Source organism: Thiocystis violascens DSM 198, from assembly GCF_000227745.2.
Classification (GTDB): Bacteria; Pseudomonadota; Gammaproteobacteria; order Chromatiales; family Chromatiaceae; genus Chromatium; species Chromatium violascens.
On record NC_018012.1, the window covers coordinates 3,982,938 to 4,003,294 of the forward strand.

Sequence of the window (20,357 nt, forward strand, 5' to 3'; positions counted from 1 at the left end):
CCCGGATGCGCGCGACCATGGACTCGCCGGCGGACGACGGCGCGCGAACCTCGGTCAACCACTGTCGCGGCTGCCCGCATCGCCGCGATCTGCTGACCGAGGGCCGCTGTGTCCCCGGCGATGTCTGCGTGCGCGCCATGAGCGGACGGCAGATCGAGCGCTTCTTTCGCGTCAACCCCGCGCTTGCCGACGATTACGCGGGCGACAGCTTCTGGGAGCGCCGCGCGATCGCCGCGCGCTATCTCTCGCAGAAAAAGCTCCTGCACCTGATTCATGACCCGGACGAAGTGGTACGCCGGGTGCTCGCCTATCGCCTGCCGATCGAGGCGCTGGATGCCCTGATCGGCGACCCGGATCGCGAGGTGCGGGTGACGGTGGCGGATCGTCTGCCGCCGGATCGGATCGAGCGACTCGCCGCCGACCCGGACTATCTGGTCCGTCAATATGTCGCCCGGCGGCTTGCGCCAGGGCGTCTGTTCCGTTTGATCCGCGACCCCGACCGTCAGGTGCGGGCGATGGTCGCCGAACGGCTGCCGCTCGAAAGCCTGGGACTGATGCGCGACGACCCCGAGCCGGAAATCCGGCTCACGGTCGCCAAACGGATCGGTTTCGCGGAGGCCGAACGCATGCGCACCGATCCCGATTGGCGGGTGCGCGCGCAGCTTGCCGAGCGTCTGCCGCAAGACATGCTTGGCCCGCTGCTCGAAGACCCCGATCCCGACGTGCGCGCGATCGCGCGGGAGCGGGGATGTCATTAATCATGTAAGCCGCGTTCTCGCCGATAGCCAGGTGTTGATACCGACCTGGCCATGACTTGAATTGGCGCGGTTTAAAAACCACGGAACGATAGCGTGAATACAGCGAGCTACCTGAATTCCGGATTGACAACCGATCTCCAGTTGCGGATCGCGGAGGTCTGCCAAGCGGTTGACGTGTCCGACGGCATCGAACCTCTGGTCAACGTTGTCCAAGCACTGTTGCCCGATCTCTCCGTGACGCATGCGATGACACGCGGCGGCTGGCATCGGCTGGGCGGCGTGGTGGATCTGGACGGCAACCGGATCGCCCACAACATCACCGACTGGGCCGAGGCCGAATCCGGCGGCGATATCGACGAGCTGATGTTCAAGCTCTCGGATGTGCGTTACTTCGCCACCCGACTCAACGGCCAGACCCACTATCTGGTCGCCCAGACCGGTCCACTGGCCAGCGATTTCATCCAGATCGAGATCGAGCAACTGCAGGAAGTCCTCGACCGCTGCATCGCGGATCCCGACTGGTTCCCCGACAGCATTGCCGACTTCGTCGATCCGATCGATTTTCCGCGCCTGGAGCCCGAACCGGTCGGCGCGCCGCGCCTGGCGTTCCGGCGACTGGTCAAGGTCGCCGATCTGATCGCCTCCAGGGATACCGGACCACGGCTGCGTCGTTTTTTCGACGATTGGGATCGCAGTTCGGCGGTCGAGTCGGAGGGCTTCTGTCATCACTGGGTGCTCGCGCTACGCGAATATCAGGATCGCGATGGCGACGGACATCTGAGCGCCAAGCCGGTGCCCGTGCTGGCCTCCCAGGTTCCGGCCCTGCCCGATGCCGAGGTGGAGCGGGGCGCTGGCCTGGCGAACCAGATCCACGGCTTCGACCGCGAGGTTGGCTACCCCTTCGCCTGGTATTTCCACATGCTGACCAACCGCAAGGTCTCGCACAAACTGGCCGAGGCCGTTCACGCCGACCTGATGGGCGCCTATGCCTACCTGCCGGCCCGCGACCTGCGGGTGTTGCGCGACTGGTATCAGGAGCCCTACGGGATCTGAATCGGATTCAACGCCGTGTTTCGCGTCAACTGCGCTCCAGACGTTCCAGGGCTTGATTGTACTTGGAAACCGTCCAGCAAATTATTTCCCGAAGCGCTGAAACCGACGGCCAAGTCGCCCGCAAGCGGGCTCCTACGCGCCTCGTAGAAGCCCGCTCGGGCGCCGCCGATACTTCGCGATCGTCTCGGACGCCGATATCGTCGTCCCTGGCGGGATCGGCACGTTGCTGGAGTCCATGCTGGTCTGGCAGCTCCAGCAGGTGCGCCACCTGACACCCCGCTCATCTTCGTCGGCGACAGTTTGGGCCAAGCTGCTCGACTGGGCGCGCCGAACCATGCGCCGCCCCGGCTTCGAGCTGGCCAACGCCGATGACACGGACATCCCCCAGTGCGTGACGATCGCCGACGAGGCGATGGCGATCCTGTGGGAACGGCATGCGCAGTGGCGGCAAGAGGGTAAGCCATGCATGCCCTACAATGATAACGGCGGAAGACGGAAACACATCGACCACTCAGCGAGGAGTCTCGGCCATGCCCCATGCCAAACGAGCGACTTCCAGCGCGACGATCCTGTCCGGCGCCGATGTCCGCACCGGCCTGGACAGTGCGGTCCTCCAGCAGGCCGTGCTCGATCATCTCTACTACTCGCTCGGCCGCCTGCCGGCGGTCGCCACTCCGGCGAACTACTACCGCGCATTGGCGCTCGCGATCCGCGACCGGTTGCAGCAGCGCTGGATCCGGACCAGCGAGACCTATTTCGAGCGCGGACGGAAGCTCGCCTGTTATCTCTCGGCGGAATTCCTGCTGGGACCGCACCTAGGCAATAACCTGCTCAATCTGGGGCTGGAGCAGGCCGCCCGCGAGGCGCTCACGGCGCTCGGCCAGGATCTGGACGCCATCCTGGACTGCGAGCCGGAGCCTGGCCTGGGCAATGGCGGTCTCGGCCGGCTTGCGGCCTGTTATCTGGATTCCCTGGCCACCCTCCAGTATCCGGCGATTGGCTACGGCATCCGCTACGAATTCGGCATCTTCGCGCAGGAGATCCGTGACGGCTGGCAGACCGAGCGCACCGACAAATGGTTGAGCGGCGGCAATCCCTGGGAAATCGCCAAGCCCGACATCGCCTATGAGGTCAAATGGGGCGGCCACACCGAGCGTTACATCGACGACGACGGCGCCGAGCGCCGGCGCTGGGTGCCTTATCGGGTGGTGCGCGGCATCGCCTACGACACGCCGATCCAGGGCTATGGCGTGGACACCTGCAACACCCTGCGGCTGTGGAGCGCCGAGGCGGCCGAGTCCTTCGATTTCCAGGCCTTTAACACCGGGGACTACTTCCAGGCGGTCGATGCCAAGCTGCGCTCCGAGACCATCACCAAGGTGCTCTATCCCAACGACGAGCCGGCGATCGGCAAGCGGCTGCGTCTGGCCCAGCAGTATTTCTTCGTCACCTGCTCGCTGCAGGACATGCTGCGCATTCTGGATCTCGCCGGGGGGGCGATCGAGCAATTCGCCGAGCACTTCGCCGTCCAACTGAACGACACCCATCCCTCGATCGGCGTGGCCGAGCTGATGCGCCTGCTGATCGACGAGCGCGGGCTCGACTGGGACGCCGCCTGGACCATCACGGTCGCCACCTTCGGCTACACCAACCATACCCTGCTGCCCGAAGCGCTGGAGACCTGGCCGCTACCGCTGTTCCGCGAGGTGCTGCCGCGCCACCTGGAGATCATCTACGAGATCAACCGCCGCTTCCTCGACGAGGTCCGCGCCTGCTTCCCGGACGACTCGGCGCGGGTGGCGCGGATGTCGCTGATCGGCGAGGCGGGGGAGAAGCAGGTGCGCATGGCGCATCTCGCCTGCGTCGGCAGCCACGCCATCAACGGCGTCGCCGCGCTGCATTCCGAGCTGCTCAAGGCCAGCGTACTGAGCGACTTCCATGCCCTCTGGCCGGAGCGCTTCAGCAACAAGACCAACGGTGTCACCCCGCGTCGGTTTCTTGCGCTCGCCAATCCGGGGCTGCGCGCCCTGCTCGACGAGACGCTCGGCGCGAGCTGGCCGGTCGATCTCGGACGTCTGCGCGAACTCGAATCCCACATCGATGACCCGGCCTTCCGGGAGCGCTGGCGCGCCGTCAAGCACGCCAACAAGCAGCGGCTCGCCGACTACGTCCAGGCCCACACCGGCATCGTGCTCGATCCCGATTGGCTGTTCGACATCCAGGTCAAGCGCATCCACGAATACAAGCGCCAGCATCTCAACCTGCTGCATATCGTCACCCTCTACCAGCGCCTGAAGACCTATCCGGCCTTCAGCTTCCCGCCGCGCGCCTTCCTCTTCGGCGGCAAGGCCGCGCCCGGCTATTTCACGGCCAAGCGCATCATCAAGCTGATCAACGCCGTCGCCGAGACCATCAACGCCGACCCTGAGGTCAACGGGCGGCTCAAGGTCGCCTTCGTGCCCAATTTCAGCGTCAAGAACGCCCAGCTCATCTATCCGGCCGCCGATCTCTCCGAACAGATCTCGACCGCCGGCAAGGAGGCCTCGGGCACCGGCAACATGAAGTTCATGCTCAACGGCGCGCTCACCATCGGCACGCTCGATGGGGCCAATGTCGAGATGCGCGACGAGGTCGGCGCGGAGAATTTCTTCCTGTTCGGACGCACCGCCGACGAGGTCGCGCGGCTCCAGGGCGAGGGCTATCGGCCCGCCGATTACCTGGCGGGCGACGACGAGCTGAAGGCCGTCATGGAACTGATCGGCAGCGGGCATTTCTCCGGCGGCGACTCCGAGGTCTTCCGCCCCCTGGTCGAGAACCTGACCCAGTCGGATCCCTTCCTGGTGCTCGCCGACTATGCCGCCTATGTCGCCTGCCAGGAAGGCGTCAGCGCCGCCTGGGCGGACCAGGAGCAGTGGACGCGGATGTCGATCATCAACTGCGCCCGCGGCGGCAAGTTCTCCTCCGACCGCGCCATCGCGGAGTACGCGCGGGAGATCTGGGGGCTGCAATCCGTGCCCATTCAGGTTTAAACCGCACCCGGTGCGGTCTGCGTCCTTTGTTGATTCGCTCTGGACGCGGTTTAGATGACCAGGCCCATGTCCAGCGCCATCGCCCGGGAACCCGGTTTCCGACCGGTGCCAGCGTCGCGGCGGAGTAGGTCGACTTCTCTTCAACACACTGTCCCGGAGGACACCATGAGCGAGATCTCACACGAAGAAGGCGTGATCGTCACCATCCTCGAACGCTTCGAGAAGTTCCGGCTCCCCCGCGCGCTCGACATCAAGGCCAAGGTCGACCGCGGCGAGCCGCTCGACGACGCCGACATCGCGCACCTCAAGCACGTCATGGAGGACGCAGAGCACATCAAACCGTACATCGACAAGCGGCCCGAGTACGAGAAGCTCTATGCCCGCGCGGTCCATCTCTACCGGGAAATCACGGACCAGGCGTTGAAGAACGAGCCGGGAGCCTGATCAGGGCCTTCTTGCAGGATCATCATCGCGGACACATAGAGCGCCCCGACACCGAGCTGCACCACCGTGATGGGCACGCCATAACGCGCGAAGCGCGCGAAGCTCACCCGCTCGCCCTGACTGGCGCAGATGCCGACGCTGACGATGTTGGCCGAGGCGCCGACCAGGGTGGCGTTGCCGCCGAGCGTGGCGCCGAACATCATGGCGATGAAGACCGGCAGGGTCGCCGCTGGCCAGTCGGTGAAGCCGGCGGCGAGCGCGACCTCGGGCACCGCCTCGGCGGCCACCAGGTAGCCCTTGGTCATGACCAGCGCGGCGGCGACCACCGGGATATTGGCCAACAGGCTGGAGAGCATCCCGATCCCGGCGAGCAGCAGCAGCGCGACCCGCGTCAGGTCGGCGCCTAACCAGCTATACAACTGGAGCGACAGCCCCTGCAGCAGCCCGGTCTTGGTGAAAGCCTGAACCAGCACGAAGATGGCGCCGAGGAAGACCAGGGTCTTCCAGTCGACATCGCGGAGCACCGCATCCACTGGCTCGACATGTGACCCATAGATGACCAACAGGGCCAGGGTGGCGCCGATGATGGCCACCGCCGGCGGCACGATGCGGCTCGGCAGTGTCTCGCCGACCAGAAAGAGCACCACCATGACGACCAGCACCAGGAGGGCGAAGGTCACGAAACCCTTGCGCTCGATGCGGGGAGCGGGCTCTCTGGGCGGCAGGGTCGCGCGCAGCCGCCAGATGTCCGGCAGGAGCCGTGGTAGGAGCGGCAGAATCACCAGCACCGCCAGCAAGCCGCCCAGGCTCACCTGCTGGAGATACTGGGTAAAGGACAGCCCGATGGCGCTACCGACCAGAAAGGTCGCCGGATCGCCAACCAGGGTCAGCATGCCGGCCGAGTTGCTGACCAGCGCGGCCAGGATCATGGGGCCGACGAAGTCCGCCTTGAGCGCGCGTGCCACGCCGATGATGATGGGGGCGAGCAGGATCACGGCGGTGGCATTGGGGAGCAGGGCGCACACGGGCGCCACCAGCGCGACCAGCAGCAGCAGAAAGCGCTTGCCGCTGCCGCCGGTGGCGTACAAAAAGACCGCGCCGAGCCGCTCGAAGACACCCGTTTTGGCGAGCACGCGCGCGACCACCATGCCACCGAACAGGAGCGCGAGCGGCCCACCCGCGACCTTGGACGCCTCCTGCAGGTCATGGCGGTCGAGCAGACCCAGCACGATCAGCAGACAGACCCCAAGCAGGGCCGCCACCATCATGTCCAGGATGTCGAACGCGATCAGCAGGATCACGCCGGCGAAGATCCCCACGATCAGCCAGATGTGTAGCGTGCTCATCGGTCGCGGCCTCGCGCGTCAATCGATGGAGGGGGCATAGAGCAGCCCGCCTTGGGTCCAGAGCCGGTTCAGTCCGCGTTCGAGACCGAGCGGGCTGTCCGGCCCCAGGTGGCGCTCGAACAACTCGCCATAGTTGCCGACGGCCTTGACGGCGCGCGCGGCCCAGCCTGGGGTGAGCCCCAGGGTCCGCGCGAGCAGGGCGCGCTCGTCGTGCGAGAGCCGCGACAAGGGGGTGCGACCCTCGGCGAGCACCTGGTCCAGGTTGGCCTGGGTGGCGCCCCACTCCTCGGCCAGGATCAGCGCATGGATCACCCAGCGCACCAGGGTCGTCCATTCCTGATCGCCGCCCCAGACCACGGGCGCCAGGGGCTCCTTGGAGATGCGCTCATCCAAAATTCGCCAGGATTGACGACCGCCGGGGAGGCGCGAGCGCGCGGCGGCCAGTTGCGAGGCATCCGCGCTGTAGGACTGACAGCGTCCGGCGCTGAAGGCGTCCACTACGCCCGTGGCGGAATCGATCGTCAAGGGGGTCACCGGAAGGTCGCGCCGGCCGAAATAGTCACGCAGGTTGCGCTCGTGCGTGGTGCCCTTCTCGATGCAGACCGTCGCTTCAGCAAGCTCCGAGGGCGCGCGGACCGGCGAGGCGGCCGGCACCATGAAGCCCTGTCCGTCGTAGAGGAGCACCGCCGGGAACTGTAGCTTGAGGATCGCCTCGCGGGTCAGGGTCCAGGAGGTGTTACGCAGCAGCAGATCGATCTTGCGCGCTTGCAGGGCGGGAAAGCGGGTCGAGGCGCGCAAGGGCACGAACGCAACCGCTTCGGCGTCGTCCAGCGCGGCGGCGGCCACGGCGCGGCAGACATCGACATCGAATCCTTGCCAGCGCCCAGCGGCATCGCGCTCGGAAAAGCCGGGGATGCCCTCGCTGACCCCGCAGTGCAAGACCCCGCGCGACTTGAGCGCGTCCAATACCTCCCCCGCGCTCGCGGGTGGGCAAAGCGGGAGCGCCAGTGAACCAGCGCAGAGGAGCGAGCACAGAAGCTTGGACCAGCGCAGCGACCAGGACATCATTTGAATGAACCCCCCGCCGAATGGAGACCCTGCGAATACACTATAGCCGAAGCCTGTGAAACTTGACGCGTTCGCGCGCCTGGTCGGCGTGGCCTCGGGCTTGGGTTGATGCTTGAGGCGGTTCGCACCTACACGGCTGATCCCTCGGGCCGCTCATAGACCCAGGCCAGGAGCAGCTTGTAGCCAAGTGCCAGGACCACCGCACCCACGAACAGTCCGATGATGCCGGAGGCGATGAAGCCGCCAATGGCGCCCACGAAGATCACCGCCATGGGTACCTGCACGCCGCGACCCAGCACCAGAGGCTTGAGCACGTTGTCCAGGCTGCCCACCATCAGGCTCCAGACGAGGAAGAGCACCGCCGGCACCGTGTCGGCCGTCGCGAAGACATAGATTAGGATCGGCAGGGTGATCGGAAAAATGCCGATCTGCACCGTGCTGAGCAGCAGACAGAGGAGTGCCCAGAGTCCGGCGGCGGGGATGCCCATGACCATGAAGCCGACCCCCGCCAAAATGGCCTGGGCCAGCGCCACCCCCAGGATGCCTTTGGTGACGCTGCGCACGATGGTCTCGGAGAGCCGGGTGATCTCCGCGCCTTTCTCGCCCGCCAGGCGCGCCGCGACGGCCCGGGCAAACTCGGCGGAGGCGTCCGCATGGGCCAGCAGCGCGCCCGCGATGATGATGGCGAGGATGAACTGCAGGACGCTGAACCCGGCACCCACCGCGGTGGACAGCAGCCACCCCGCCGCGGCCTTGAGCTGGGGGGCGAGCTTGGCCGCCGTCTCGGTCAGGTTCTGAGACGCCTGGACCCAAAAGGCGCTGAGCGGTTCACCGACCAGCGGCCAGCCCTTCACCGAGTCGGGCGGCGGCGGCACGGCGAGGGTACCTTCCTGCAGGCCTCGGGCGAGACCCTGGGCACCGTCCAGCAGGGTGCCGCTCAACAGCACCGCCGGGACCAGCAGGACCAGCAGATCCAGCACCGCCATCAGGGTGGCCGCGGCGCGACGGCGTCCGCCGAGCCAGGCACAGAGCGTGCGGTAGCCGGGATATTGCGCCACCGCGATGATGATCCCCCAGGCGAGGGGGATGACGAATGGCTGGACGATGCTGAAGCACCAGGCCGCCAGCACCAGCAGCAGACCGATGCGGACGGTCGCCTCGAGGGCATTGGCCACGAATGTGTTTTGCTGGGGCAAGTGGATTCTCCTCAAATGTGGCCGCAGGTCTTTCCCGCAAGGCTCGTCCAGTCCGAATCAATGTAGCCACCGACCAGATCGTTTACGACTGCCCGGAACCCGGGCGTCGAACTCCCCAGCTTTTTTAATAGAGATCCTCCCGAAAGCGGCCCTCGGCGACGGCACGCGCGAGATCGCGGTAGGTGGCCGCGATCAGGCGGACCTTCGCCTGAATCGTGTGGGTTCCGCCGACGCGCTCGAAGGAGCCGTCTTGCAGCACCCGCAGCAACTTGGCCGTGGATCCGCAAGCGCTTGTCGGATGCGCTGCGCTTCAGCCACGACAAAGCTGCTAGCTCGCCCCTCGGAGAGAGAGGGCGTGCCGAAGTGCCGGCGGCGCGAGCTTGACGAAAGGTTGCGCACCCCACTTAGCCCCCGGCTCAGTAGGACGCGGGGATGACCTTGAAGGGATAATCCGGTTCCCGATAGTCGCCGGGCTTCTGCCGCTTTGGCAGCTCCACCTTCTCGCGGGGCAACTCCTCGTAGGGAATCTGCTCCAGAAGGTGGCTGATGATGTTGAGCCGCGCGCGTTTCTTGTCGTCCGAATGCGCGACGAACCAGGGCGCGAAGTCGGTATCCGTGGCCGCGAACATGGCGTCGCGCGCCCTGGAATAGTCGTACCAGCGACTGTAGGACTCGAGATCCATGGGCGAGAGCTTCCAGATCTTACGCCCATCCTCGATGCGCGCCTCCAGGCGCCGGGTCTGCTCCTCGGGGCTGACCTCCAGCCAGTATTTGATGAGGATGATTCCGGAATCCACCATCATCTTCTCGCCGAATGGGGCCAGTTCGAGAAAGCGCTCCGCCTGTTCCTCACGACAGAATCCCATCACCCGCTCGACGCCCGCGCGGTTGTACCAACTGCGATCGAAGATGACGACCTCGCCGGCGGCCGGAAAATGCTGCATGTAACGCTGCAGATACATCTGGGACTGCTCGCGCTCGGTGGGTGCCGGCAGCGCCACCACCCGGAACACGCGCGGACTGACCCGCTCGGTGATCGCCTTGATGGTGCCGCCCTTGCCCGCGCCGTCGCGTCCCTCGAAGACGACGCAGACCTTGAGCCCCTGATGCCGGACCCATTCCTGGAGCTTGACCAGTTCCACATGCAGCCGGCGCAGCTCTTTCTCGTAGGTCTTTTTCTTCATCTTAACGGAGGCGCCAGCGTTTTCGATGTCTCCTCCGCCCTTTCGCTGATCCGTTTTCTTGCTCATTGATCGGTCTCCCCTGGTTAAACCGCGTCCGGTACGGTATGCGTCGTCTTGAGTGGTCAGCCAAGTTAGCATCCATCTGCAATGTCGGCGTCGACGCGGTTTAACGATTTCATTTTTAAACATTTTAAACCGCGCCAGCTCCGACGATCATGGAGGCTTCAGGGGTCGATTCAATCCATAAACATCGCATACCGCGCCGGGCGCGGTTTAGTCGTCATCATCGGGATCGTCTCGTCTCGTCTCGTCGCAAACGCGCTAAACCATGATCGACGCCTTGGGCGATTTCCGGAAATGACTTTGCCAAGTGTCAAACCTCGTTCAGCGCCTCGTCCGGCCAATAGCGCGACCCGGTCAGCTTGGCGGCGACCTTCCAGCCCTTGCCGGTCAGCACGAACACCGCCTTGCCTTCGTTGAAGCCGAGCGCGAGCCGCTCCTTTCCCTCGCCCGCCATGGCGCCGACCTCGGCCGTCGCGTCCAGCCCCTCGGTGATGAACCGCCCGAGCGTGCCGCTGTCCTCGAACAGGATCACGAGCTGGGAGGCGAAGCCGCCAAGACCGAAGCTCAGGCTCGCGCCGCTGGTCGCCATCTTCATGTAGACGCGCTCGCCGGTCCCGGTATCGACCGCGACCCCGCGACCATAGCCCGCGACCACGTAGAAGCTCGCTTCGCGCTTGTCGAAGACCGCATAACCGGCGCTGCGCTCGAACAGGGCGCGACTGCCTGGCTCGTCCGCGAACAGGCGCGCGAGCGTCGTTTCGGCCATGGCATCGAGCTTGGCTCGCGTCTGCGCGGGCGTGGCCTCGTCGCTCAGGCTTTTTTGGGTGGAATCGACGCTGTCCGTGATCGCTCCGGACGCCTTCCCGGCCATCATGCCGGCGCCCTCTACCGCTCCCATCGTCGTCTCGCCGACCGTCTTCGCGGCCTTCGCCGCGCCTTCTCTCAGTGCATCCAGGGAGATTTCAGCCGTTGCGGCCGTCGATGCCAGCGCGAGCAGCAGCGCGAAGAAGGATGTTCTTGTCATGCCTTGATACCTCTTGGTTGAGTGGAGCGGATAGCGTTTGATAAAACAACGTCCCCCTGTATCGGCGTCGCCCGCAAGCGGGCTCCTACGCACCTCGTAGGAGCCCGCTTGCGGGCGACTTGGCCGTCGGTTTCAGCGATTCGGGAAATAATTGCTGGACGGTTTCCTAATGCCCGCTCAGGACCAGGGTCTGGATCGGCAGCAGCAGTGCCTGGATGCGCAGGATCATGGCATGCACCAGGCCAACGGTATCGATGGCGTGCAGCCCGAAGGCGCGCCAGAAACCGGTGTCGGGGTCGGCAAGCGCCTCGTGGTTGTTGGTATAGGCGTTGGCGATGCAACTGCCGCCCTGGGGCAGGTCGTCGAGCTGGCCCGCGTAGAGCGGCTCCAGGATAACCGTGAGGGTGCCCGGACGCGCGAACTGTTGGATGTCCACCAGGGTGTCGGTCGGGCGCACCTGACCGGAGGCGATGACGTGCTGGACCTCGGTCACCACCATCGGCACGATGGTCCAGGGTTTGGCGATGCAGGTCACCTCGCCGATCATGCCGACCTTCAGCACCTGTGCCTCGATCTGCCCGAAACCGGCCATCAGACCCGTGACCCGGCGCTCCGGCACCAGGATGCCCGCGGGCCGGAGCATGGGGTTGACCACGTCGCCAGGTCGCAGCGCGAACTGCTGCACGATCCCGTCGGTCCCCGCCACGACTAGGGTCTTCTTCAGATCCACCTCGGCCTCCTGGAGCGCCGCCTCGGCGCTCGCCCTCTCGGCCGGAAGCTGGAAATCGATCTGCGAGACGATGGCCTCGCGGCTCGCCAAGGCCGCGTCGAGCGCGCCCTGCTGACTATCGACCTGAACGCGCATCCGTTCCACCTCGCGCTCCGCGATCGAGCCGGCGCTGCGTCGGTTGGCTTCCGCACGGGCCTCGAACTCGTCCAGGGCCTGCTGAAGCATCCCGCGCGCCTGGACGATGCGACCGTCCGCTTCGGCAAGCTGAGACTTGGCCACGACCATGCCGGCCTCGATCTCGGCGATCTTGCGGCGCGCCGTTTCCACCGCCGCCTCTTGCCCGGTGCTGTCGATCCGGAACAGGGGCTGACCGGCCGTCACCCGCTGGTTCAGCTCGACGAAGGTCTCGGCGACCCGGCCGCTGGTCTCCGGCAGGATGGTGACGGTGCGGAACACCGAGGTCGCGGCCTTGGTCGAGGGATGGAAATAGAAGATGGTCGTGATCAGGCTCAGGGTCAGGATCAGGCACAGCGTGATTCCCCAACGCAGCTCGAACCAGACGGTGAAGAGCGTGATCTCGTGTCCGAGCCGCTTGCCCTGCGCGAAGCGGCGAAAGAGGAAATCCGGCAGGATGGTCAGCATCGAGCAAAGCATCAGTTCCAACATGACTTAGACCTCCCGCGGCTTTGTGGACCGGTCGGCGTCCGTCGCCGCCGTCACTTCCGGCGCCGTCTGACCCGGCGCTGGCGCTCGCGTCGCCCGCGAAGGCACGGCCGGTCCGGCGCCGTCGGCAATGCGTTCGAGCGCGCGCGCCATGGATGACAGCGGCGTGGTGAAGTCCGGCAGTGGGACGAATGCGAGCAGCAGTCCGGCGATCCAGAAGGCGTGGTTATGGGTGAAGAGCGCCAGCAGCGCCAGCACCGCGACCAGCTCGAACTGGATCTTCTGGCCGCGATGCGCCATCTGCTCCGGCAGCGCATGGAGCTTGAAGTAGAAAATGCCGATGCCGATCACGGCGAGCAGCACGAAGATACCCATGACCACAAAGAGCACGTCGGTTTCCCCTGGGGCCGTGACGAAGGGGGGCAAGTGATGCGTTGCGACCGGATGTAACGGCTCCGCCATCTGAGAATCTCCTGGCATGTTGTTGAAGGTCGACGGCCCCGAGGGGCGTGATGAGTCAAGTTTACCGTTGTCGCTGTCGTTGTCGGATCGTCGATTACGACAACGATCACTGCTCAGCTTCTAAGAGGGTGTAGACAAAATCAAACCGTTGTGGTCAACCGCCGCAGCAGGATGCGCGCCTCCGCCAGCCAAACCCAGGTTTCGGAGACCGCTGGCAGACGGTCATGATGCATGATCAATCGACGGGCACGCTCATTCCACGCATGGGTGCGCTCGACAACCCAGCGCTTCGGCAGCGGAACGAAGCCGTCGGCGTTGGCGATCACCACTCGGTCAGGCGCCCCGTCCACGTGCCAGGAGCCAACGCTTTTGTTGGCTGGATGGCGCACGACTTCCACGCGGATCGCGTGGGTCTGCTCGGTGGTTTGGGCAAATTGACCGGCGTAGGCGCTATCGACAAACAGCGTGTTGATCTGGGGGTACTTGGCGGCCGCGTCAGCGACGGCGCCCGAGGCGGCATCGCGGTCCTGAAGATTGGCCGCGACCACGCTCACCGCCAACACGAACCCCAAAGTATCGACCACCAGGCTGCGCTTGCGCCCCTTGACCTGCTTGCCCGCATCAAAGCCGCTCGGTCCACCCTGCGGCGAGCCGCGGGTCGATTGCGCATCCAGCACCGCCGCCGTCGGCGCGATCTCACGCCCCTCGCGTTCGCGCCATTGCCCCCGCAGTCGATCATGCATCTGCTCAAACTTCCCAGCCGCACTCCAACGGCGAAACGTCTTGTAGACATTCTGCCAAGGCGCGAAATCGTGCGGCAGCATCCGCCACGCGCACCCCGTGCGCACCACGTAGCAACACGCCTCCAGGATGCTCCGGCGCGACACGCGGGGCGGTTGACCCCGCCCGCCCGGCATCTCAAAGAGAGCGGCGACCAAGTCCCACTCCGCATCGGTCAGACAACTTGGGTAGCTTTGGTCGGGGTCGTGGCGACGATGCGCATCCGTATACCCATACCGACGCGGCGTTGCGCGCGCTTGCGCCTCGAGACCACTCTCGCCCCGGAGGCGCGTGACGCCCGCCTCCCGCAAGGACTTGCGAATCGTTGCTTCATGAGCCTCGATTCCCGTCCGTGCCGCGAGTTCCCGGGCAATCTCTGACAGCGTGGAGGTCGGGCGATCCGTGACAATTTGACGCAATACCGCTTGCTCCGCCTCGTGAATCTTGGGGGGACGACCAGCTTTCGACATCAGCGCACACCAGCTCAGTTGTAGACTGGTATACAAATAGCAGCTCAATTATTTTTGTCTACACCCTCTAAAGCGATGATCAATACCCCGGCGGCGTCTTCTTCCAGGAATAGCCCTTCGCCGCCAGATCGTATCCGGTCTGGAACAGGGCGCGCATGTAGTCCGTATCGAACTCCTCCCGGTGCGGTGCGTTGAAGCTGGACGGGATATAGGCCAGGTTGAAATCGACGCCATCGCGCTGCGCGGTCAAATAGATCCGGTAGAGATCGCCCACACCTTGGGAGATCAGCAGCGAGGAGATGGCGCGCCCGACGATGCTCAGGGTCCGGCGATCGACCTGCGCCCACTCCGGATCCATGCGGGCATTACGGATGACATAGACCCGGCGTTCGCGGTCGATCTGTTCTCTCTGACTCACCGCTTTGAGTTTGAGTGACGGTGGGTAGACGAAGGTCTGCGCCATGGCCCCGCCGTCCACATGCATCTCCTGGTAGTGACGTCCCGCAGCCTCCACGTCGATCATCACCGGGGGGAAGGCGCCGGGAATGGCGGCGGAGGCGATCAGGATGGAGCGAAAGAGCTTCAGCGCCCTGGGGTCGGGGCTGGCGGCGATCCTGGTCAGATTCCAGAGCACGCCCTGGCGGGCGTCCAGGTCGACGGTGCCGACGAAGAGCAGACGCCCCTTCGCGTACTCGCGCGCGATAGCGTCCAGCAGGGGCTGATCCACTTCCTGCGCGACGCGACTCCAGAGCGGGGCGTTGTCGGCCAGGGCGTCGCTGGTGACCGCGGCCAACAGCGAGCGCGGCTTGACGATGTCCCTGGGGGAAACGGTCGTGTAGAAGGTCTTGAGCCGATGGTTGTAGGCGGAACCCAGGAAGGCGAAGGGCGCGATGAGCGCACCGGTGCTGACCCCGGTCACCAGCTTGAACTCGGGGCGACCGCCGGCGGCGGTCCAGCCGTTCAGGAGTCCGGCGGCGAAGGCGCCATTGTCCCCGCCGCCCGAGACGGCGAGAAAGGTCGCGGGCGGCAAAGATCCCCGGTGGCCTTGAGCGGCGAGGTGGGCCTGCTCGCGCCGGAGTGAGGCGATGCCCTCGGCCAGAAGTGCCGCATCGTCGACGCCGATCCGATAGCGCACCTCGGGGAGTCCGGGTACTGTCGCCTGGGCGGTGAGCGACACGGGCACGGCATCCTTGCGGACCGGCCCGACGCAGCCTTGCGCCAGTGTCATCGCCAAGAAGATCGCGATGAGAGACGGGGCGGTTCGGATGGTCATCTCAATACGTCTCTCTGTGTTCGAATATGGATAGATATGATCGGCTGCTGCTCGGATCACGGACTCCGCGGCGCGGCCAGGCGCCCCGCCGCGCTCATTGCATGACTTCAATAGGGCGAATTGACGACCACATACTGGACGCTCGTTCCGGCGTACTGCGGTCGATACCAGGTCGATCCACATTGCTGATAAGTCGTTCCGTTGACATACAGGGTCGAGCAGGACGGCGGTAGCGAGTAGATGACCGAACCGATGACCGCCGCGGTGGTCGCGATCGCGACGCCCGTGGCCACCGGGTGGTTCCAGCGGCGATTGACGTCGATATCGACATCGCGATCGATGTTCACGTTGGTATTTCGGTTGATGTTGGCGCTGCGGTTGATATTGGCGCTACGGTTAATGTTGGCGCTGCGGTTGATATTGGCACCGCGGTTGATGTTGGCGCCGCCCGCTCGATTGACCGAGGTTCTGGCATGTCCGCCGCCACCCCGAGCCGCCGAGGCATCCAGGGGCAGAAACGTCAGGCCCACGAAGGGGACGGCCAGAGAGGCCAACAGCGCGAAGTGTCTGGAAAGGCGTTTCATCGTTGCGTCTCCCTTAATTGGTCGCCGGGTCGGAGTCGGTCGTGACGATCATGATGGGGTGGTCAGCCTTGGTTGGGATAAAGGTAAAGGCCGCCTCATCGGGGCGGGTCGTCGTGTCCCAAGTCAGGCTGGCCACGAACTGCGGCTCGCCCGGCACATCCTTGGTCGTGATCACATAGCGTAGCGGCAGGGGGGCATCGCCTTGCGCGATCCAGATCTGCCAATCGACGTCCGCCTGGCGGAAGGCGTAGTGATCGGCCAACTGGCCCGCGATCCGGCTCGTGCCGACGTGCATGGCGTCCTGGATCGCCGCGGCGTCATCCTCCTCGCCGCCCCAGTAGAAAAGATCCGCGAGCGGAAACTCGATGTCGAATTTCGTCTGAACCTTGTCCAGTACCTCCCGGATGGTGGGCGGGGCCGGGACCGAGGCATAGTAGCGGACCTCGGGGGCCACCAGGGTAAAGGTCTTGCCGTCGTAGTAGATCGCGCGCGCCTTGCGGTCGGTCTCGACATCGGCGCGCAGCCGGTCGGGGCGGCGCACCTGGAGCTCGACCCGCTTGATGAGCTGGATCTTCTGGCCGGAGTCGAGGACTTCATCGGTCGCGTCATCGATGTGCAGACTGAAGGCATCGAGTGTGCGCAGATAGGCGCCCATGCGCTGAAGCGCCTGCATAGCCACGGGATCGAGCACCGGCATGCCGGGGAGAACGACAGGTTCCGGCGCCTGAACCTCGGCCAGCACGAGGGGGGCGCCGACGAGACTCGCCAGCAGGAGCGCGGGGGGAAGCATCCGTGTGAAACGTCTTGGGGTAGGCATTGCGGAGCCCTCAAGTGGATGTGGATGTTGTGGTGCGCGATTCCCTCGCGGTCGAATCCCTGTCCTCGAACGCCGTGGCCCGAGCGCGAAACCGCTCGACGGCCAGGGGAAGATTGAAGAGTAGCCGCTCGCGCCCAAGCGTCTTGCCGAGCGACGAGCGCTGAACCATGGCGAGCACCTCGGGATTGAGCGCCACCAGCCAGAGTTCGGCGCCGCGCGCGCGCAGCCGCTCCTCGCCCTCGACGAGCATCTTGAGCGCCGAGTACTCGATGTCGGTCACGGCGCTGAAGTCCATCGCCAGCACGCGCGGCTCGGCAGCGTCGATCAGCGGCCACACCTGCTCGCCGATGCGCTGGGCATTGGCGAAGAAGAGACGCCCCTCCGGCCGCACCATCAGCAGTCCGGGGAAGGTCTCGTCCTCCGGATGCGCGTCCGTTCTGGGGCGGAAGACCTCCGTGCCCGGCTTGCGCCCGAGGACATAGAGCCGCGGATGCGCGGCCTGATAGGCCAGCGACACCAGTGAAACGATGATGGCCACCAGGATGCCCTTGAGCGTCCCGAGCAGGACCACGCCGGCAAAAGCCGCCAGTGCCCAGAGAAACTCCATACGCCGGATCATCAGGATGGCGAAGATCTCGGCCGGCTGGATCAGTCCGATCGAATAGACGATGACCACGGCCGCCAGGGTCGCCTGCGGCATCAGGCCCATCAGGGGCGCGAGCAGGAGCAAGGTCGCGACGGCGGCGGCGGCCGTCACCAGGCCGGCAACCTGAGTGCGCGCGCCGGCGCTCCGGTTCACCGCCGTCTGCGAGGTGCCGCCGCCGCCCGGCATGGCGCCGAAGAGGCCGCCGACGAGGTTGCCGAGTCCGGTCGCCACCAGCTCCTGGTTCGGCACCGGGCGCGGCTCGCCCCGCCCCGCGAAGGCCCGTGCGGCGGCGATGGATTCGGTGAAACTCATCAGCGCGATACCGAGCGCGCCGGGCCAGAGCTGTTCGATCAGCTCCAGATTGGGCAGGCTCAGGGCCGGCAGACCCTGGGGGATGTGGCCGACGATCGCCACGCCCTGGTCCTGCAGCGTGAGCAGCCCGGAGACGGCGATGCCGAGCGCGACCGCGACCAGCGGGGCTGGGGCGCGTGGGGCCAGGCGCTCGATCCCGAGCAGGATGGCCAGCATGGCGACGCCGACCGCCAGGGTCGCGAGCGAGGTCTCGGGCAGGTGGGCGCCGAGCGCGAAGAGGTCGCGCAGAAAACCGGTCTTCTCGATATGAAGGCCGAGCAGCTTGGGCACCTGATCCAGGATGATGACCAGCCCGATGCCGGCCTTGAAGCCGGTCAGGACCGGCTCCGAGATGAAGCTGGCGACGACCCCGAGCCGCAGCACCGCAGCCAGGATCAGCATCACCCCAACCAGGACCGCGAGCGTCGCCGAGGCCGTCAGCAGCGCCGCCGGATCGCCGCTCGGCACCACCAGCGCAAGCTGGGTGCCGGTGAGGATCGCGAGCGTCGTGGTGGTGGTGACGCTGAGCGGCCGCGAAGTGCCGAGGAGCGCATAGATCACCAGGGGCACGAAGGCGGTGTAAAGCCCCACCTCCACCGGCAGCCCGGCGATAGTGGCATAGGCCATCGCCTTGGGGATGACCACGGCGGCGGTGGTCAGACCCGCCACCAGGTCCAGGCGCAGCCACCCCGGTTGGTAGCCGCCGAGCCAGTCGCGCATCGGGATGTTACTCATGCGAATTCACTGTTCCATTTTTCTTGAGCAAATTTGCTCAATGGACTTATCCGCACTTGGTTGACGCGACGAGTCGCTCAACTCAAGCCTCTTGACGCTCAGTGGCGCCGGAGAACGTGCCAGCAGCAGCCGTTTGACGTCCCGATACGGGGTGAGCCGCGTGATCTCGGGATCAGACAGCCTTGCCAACACATTCAAAGCCGCGTTGCGGTCGGCCTGGAGCACGTCCCCGGTTGCCCGGTAAAACTTGTCGCCCACGCGCTTGCCTTGCAGCAAACCCGTGACCGAGTCCATTTGCGACGTATAGGCCGCGTTGACCAAGACATGCTCGGCGCCACGCTGCTCACACACCGAGTCGAGGGCGTCGGCCAGCGTGCCTTTCGCCCATCCACTCATGCGTCGGTTGTATCGCTTCCACTGCACCTTGCTGGCAATGGGCGACGTTAAATCTTCGGAGACCACCAGCGCGGCCTTGTCCGCGAGGGAGTGCGCGGATTGATAGGCGACGGTGCGCAGGCGTTGTTGAGCGCGCGACCGGCGGGCGTCGATCTTTTTGCGTCCCAAGTTGCAGCGCCGGATCCGGTCGGCCTTCGCGATGTAGCCGCCCGCGCGGTGTTTCTTTTCCAGCGCATGCAGTTGATTGCGCGATTTTCCGGTCTTGGCGGCGGCGTCGCTGTAGGCGGTTAGCACGGCGCCGAAGGTCGCGCCATGCGCGTCGCCATCTGAATCGGTGAACGCCTCGGTGTAGCCCTTGTCGATCCCGAGCGTCTGCTCGCCATGGGGTCGTCCTGGCGCTTTGTCGGTCGCGTAGTGAATCTCGGTGAAGCCGTCCTTCACGCAAATGCGCAGATTGCAGCCGGTGAGATCGACGTGTTTTCCGTTGCTGGTCGTGATCAGGCGAATGTCCATGCCGTACTGTTTGGCGATCCGGATCGTGATGACCAGCCGGCCATCCACCACGGCTGACGAGTGCTTGTCCGAGCGCACGATGAACTGATTGGCCGTGTGGCTGACGCCATGCCGGAAGTGCGCGCGCATCTGCCGGTGCAGAAAGGGATCGTCCAGCCAGCGGTCGTTCTTGAGCAAGGTATAGAGTCGCTTGCGCTCGGTCGGATCGTTCGTCCGCTTGGCGATGGCCTGACGGACCTTGAGCTTGGCGGCAGCCTTGTAGGTCAGGAGATCGTTGACGACATCCTTGGTCGTCTCGTTGCGAATCGTGCCGTCGATGGGCAACGCTCCGTACAGGTTTCGCGCGACGATGTCCTTGCGAATGTCCAGCGCAGAACGCCCGACGTTGCCCAGCGCCCCGTAGCGCCGCCAAATGTCCGCGCGCAGATAACCCATCGCCTGGCAGATCGGCGTCAGTTCGGCGGGAACATCGGCATGCAGGGTGCGCGTGACCTTCATTCGCAAAGCGCCTTGGGTTGGGCGGTGGAACAGTCTGGAAAATCGGCCTTAATCGCTTGCTTGTACTTGCGCAGTCCGTACAACCGACAGGAAAAAGTGTGCACGATGGCCAGCAAATCCTCGACCATTTCCTGCTGGGGCGAGAGCGATTCCTGATTCACCACCACCTCGCAGCCGTGGTGTCGGGCGATGTCCTGATCTGCCCCAGGCTCCTCCGGGAGCGCGAACGAACGGGATAGCGAAGAGGCGCGACGTCATCATCGGACGGCTGGCG

The 20,357-nt window shown here is 65.3% G+C and carries 18 protein-coding genes and 1 pseudogene; 4 read left to right on the plus strand and 15 right to left on the minus strand.

The genetic code is table 11. The features are described 5' to 3' along the window. Positions 1-5 precede the first annotated feature (5 nt). From THIVI_RS17710 to THIVI_RS17730, 4 genes are all read left to right on the plus strand, one after another. Positions 6-758 (plus strand): 4Fe4S-binding leucine-rich repeat protein, encoded by a 753-nt coding sequence (locus THIVI_RS17710; RefSeq protein ID WP_245537305.1) that lies wholly within the window; start codon positions 6-8, stop codon positions 756-758. Between the two features lie 93 nt (positions 759-851). Further along, positions 852-1,811 carry a hypothetical protein gene (locus THIVI_RS17715; protein WP_014779904.1) on the plus strand — a complete coding sequence of 320 codons (960 nt, stop codon included), beginning with the start codon at positions 852-854 and terminating at the stop codon, positions 1,809-1,811. A gap of 530 nt (positions 1,812-2,341) precedes the next feature. Further along, positions 2,342-4,840 carry a glycogen/starch/alpha-glucan phosphorylase gene (locus THIVI_RS17725; RefSeq protein WP_014779905.1) on the plus strand — a complete coding sequence of 833 codons (2,499 nt, stop codon included), beginning with the start codon at positions 2,342-2,344 and terminating at the stop codon, positions 4,838-4,840. Positions 4,841-5,005: 165 nt separating this feature from the next. Continuing rightward, positions 5,006-5,284 carry a hypothetical protein gene (locus tag THIVI_RS17730; protein WP_014779906.1) on the plus strand — a complete coding sequence of 93 codons (279 nt, stop codon included), beginning with the start codon at positions 5,006-5,008 and terminating at the stop codon, positions 5,282-5,284. On the opposite strand, the gene THIVI_RS17735 is transcribed toward THIVI_RS17730, so the two are convergent. From THIVI_RS17735 to THIVI_RS17800, 15 genes and pseudogenes are all read right to left on the minus strand, one after another. Continuing rightward, the gene (locus THIVI_RS17735; protein ID WP_014779907.1) at positions 5,236-6,630 is read right to left on the minus strand and encodes an ArsB/NhaD family transporter; all 1,395 of its coding nucleotides are present in this window, start codon (positions 6,628-6,630) and stop codon (positions 5,236-5,238) included. The two genes, THIVI_RS17730 and THIVI_RS17735, sit on opposite strands and share 49 nt — an antisense overlap. Before the next feature lie 18 nt (positions 6,631-6,648). Beyond that, positions 6,649-7,698: an amino acid ABC transporter substrate-binding protein gene (locus THIVI_RS17740; protein WP_014779908.1), complete on the minus strand. Its 1,050-nt coding sequence runs from the start codon at positions 7,696-7,698 to the stop codon at positions 6,649-6,651. A 128-nt stretch (positions 7,699-7,826) separates the two neighbouring features. Further along, on the minus strand, positions 7,827-8,894 hold the full coding sequence (locus tag THIVI_RS17745; RefSeq protein ID WP_014779909.1) for an AI-2E family transporter: 1,068 nt from the start codon (positions 8,892-8,894) through the stop codon (positions 7,827-7,829). A 124-nt stretch (positions 8,895-9,018) separates the two neighbouring features. Further along, a complete protein-coding gene (locus tag THIVI_RS23985; protein WP_083845781.1) occupies positions 9,019-9,162 on the minus strand; it encodes a sigma 54-interacting transcriptional regulator in 144 nt (47 codons plus the stop codon). Positions 9,163-9,310: 148 nt separating this feature from the next. Continuing rightward, a complete protein-coding gene (ppk2, locus tag THIVI_RS17750; RefSeq protein ID WP_014779910.1) occupies positions 9,311-10,144 on the minus strand; it encodes a polyphosphate kinase 2 in 834 nt (277 codons plus the stop codon). A 307-nt stretch (positions 10,145-10,451) separates the two neighbouring features. After that, positions 10,452-11,165 (minus strand): lipid-binding SYLF domain-containing protein, encoded by a 714-nt coding sequence (locus THIVI_RS17755; protein WP_014779911.1) that lies wholly within the window; start codon positions 11,163-11,165, stop codon positions 10,452-10,454. A 166-nt stretch (positions 11,166-11,331) separates the two neighbouring features. Continuing rightward, the gene (locus THIVI_RS17760; RefSeq protein ID WP_014779912.1) at positions 11,332-12,561 is read right to left on the minus strand and encodes an HlyD family secretion protein; all 1,230 of its coding nucleotides are present in this window, start codon (positions 12,559-12,561) and stop codon (positions 11,332-11,334) included. Between the two features lie 3 nt (positions 12,562-12,564). After that, positions 12,565-13,020 carry a hypothetical protein gene (locus THIVI_RS17765; RefSeq protein ID WP_014779913.1) on the minus strand — a complete coding sequence of 152 codons (456 nt, stop codon included), beginning with the start codon at positions 13,018-13,020 and terminating at the stop codon, positions 12,565-12,567. Between the two features lie 140 nt (positions 13,021-13,160). Further along, entirely contained in the window at positions 13,161-14,270 is a 1,110-nt protein-coding gene (locus THIVI_RS17770; protein WP_041447215.1) for an IS5 family transposase, read from the minus strand. A gap of 79 nt (positions 14,271-14,349) precedes the next feature. Next, complete coding sequence (locus tag THIVI_RS17775; protein ID WP_014779914.1) at positions 14,350-15,543, minus strand: patatin-like phospholipase family protein; 1,194 nt, start codon at positions 15,541-15,543, stop codon at positions 14,350-14,352. A 107-nt stretch (positions 15,544-15,650) separates the two neighbouring features. Continuing rightward, positions 15,651-16,127, minus strand: a complete 477-nt coding sequence (locus THIVI_RS17780; protein WP_014779915.1) for a hypothetical protein — start codon at positions 16,125-16,127, stop codon at positions 15,651-15,653. A 13-nt stretch (positions 16,128-16,140) separates the two neighbouring features. Next, complete coding sequence (locus THIVI_RS17785) at positions 16,141-16,944, minus strand: DUF2092 domain-containing protein (RefSeq protein WP_014779916.1); 804 nt, start codon at positions 16,942-16,944, stop codon at positions 16,141-16,143. Positions 16,945-16,954: 10 nt separating this feature from the next. Beyond that, positions 16,955-18,676 carry a SulP family inorganic anion transporter gene (locus THIVI_RS17790; protein WP_041447084.1) on the minus strand — a complete coding sequence of 574 codons (1,722 nt, stop codon included), beginning with the start codon at positions 18,674-18,676 and terminating at the stop codon, positions 16,955-16,957. 6 nt (positions 18,677-18,682) lie between these two features. After that, on the minus strand, positions 18,683-20,083 hold the full coding sequence (locus THIVI_RS17795; protein WP_014779918.1) for a zinc ribbon domain-containing protein: 1,401 nt from the start codon (positions 20,081-20,083) through the stop codon (positions 18,683-18,685). Next, positions 20,080-20,268: pseudogene (locus THIVI_RS17800) on the minus strand (IS607 family transposase); the annotation flags it as partial. The pseudogene THIVI_RS17800 and the gene THIVI_RS17795, both read right to left, overlap by 4 nt. Between the last annotated feature and the right edge of the window lie 89 nt (positions 20,269-20,357).

What these genes read in the sequence shown, in the direction of transcription:
- ppk2 (WP_014779910.1), bottom strand. Translation starts at nt 10,144, where the DNA reads ATGAGCAAGAAAACGGATCAGCGAAAGGGCGGAGGAGACATCGAAAAC.
- THIVI_RS17755 (WP_014779911.1), bottom strand. Translation starts at nt 11,165, where the DNA reads ATGACAAGAACATCCTTCTTCGCGCTGCTGCTCGCGCTGGCATCGACG.
- THIVI_RS17775 (WP_014779914.1), bottom strand. Translation starts at nt 15,543, where the DNA reads ATGACCATCCGAACCGCCCCGTCTCTCATCGCGATCTTCTTGGCGATG.
- THIVI_RS17785 (WP_014779916.1), bottom strand. Translation starts at nt 16,944, where the DNA reads ATGCCTACCCCAAGACGTTTCACACGGATGCTTCCCCCCGCGCTCCTG.
- THIVI_RS17790 (WP_041447084.1), bottom strand. Translation starts at nt 18,676, where the DNA reads ATGAGTAACATCCCGATGCGCGACTGGCTCGGCGGCTACCAACCGGGG.
- THIVI_RS17795 (WP_014779918.1), bottom strand. Translation starts at nt 20,083, where the DNA reads ATGAAGGTCACGCGCACCCTGCATGCCGATGTTCCCGCCGAACTGACG.
- THIVI_RS17735 (WP_014779907.1), bottom strand. Translation starts at nt 6,630, where the DNA reads ATGAGCACGCTACACATCTGGCTGATCGTGGGGATCTTCGCCGGCGTG.
- THIVI_RS17710 (WP_245537305.1), top strand. Translation starts at nt 6, where the DNA reads ATGCGCGCGACCATGGACTCGCCGGCGGACGACGGCGCGCGAACCTCG.
- THIVI_RS17760 (WP_014779912.1), bottom strand. Translation starts at nt 12,561, where the DNA reads ATGTTGGAACTGATGCTTTGCTCGATGCTGACCATCCTGCCGGATTTC.
- THIVI_RS17740 (WP_014779908.1), bottom strand. Translation starts at nt 7,698, where the DNA reads ATGATGTCCTGGTCGCTGCGCTGGTCCAAGCTTCTGTGCTCGCTCCTC.
- THIVI_RS17780 (WP_014779915.1), bottom strand. Translation starts at nt 16,127, where the DNA reads ATGAAACGCCTTTCCAGACACTTCGCGCTGTTGGCCTCTCTGGCCGTC.
- THIVI_RS17725 (WP_014779905.1), top strand. Translation starts at nt 2,342, where the DNA reads ATGCCCCATGCCAAACGAGCGACTTCCAGCGCGACGATCCTGTCCGGC.
- THIVI_RS17770 (WP_041447215.1), bottom strand. Translation starts at nt 14,270, where the DNA reads ATGTCGAAAGCTGGTCGTCCCCCCAAGATTCACGAGGCGGAGCAAGCG.
- THIVI_RS17730 (WP_014779906.1), top strand. Translation starts at nt 5,006, where the DNA reads ATGAGCGAGATCTCACACGAAGAAGGCGTGATCGTCACCATCCTCGAA.
- THIVI_RS17765 (WP_014779913.1), bottom strand. Translation starts at nt 13,020, where the DNA reads ATGGCGGAGCCGTTACATCCGGTCGCAACGCATCACTTGCCCCCCTTC.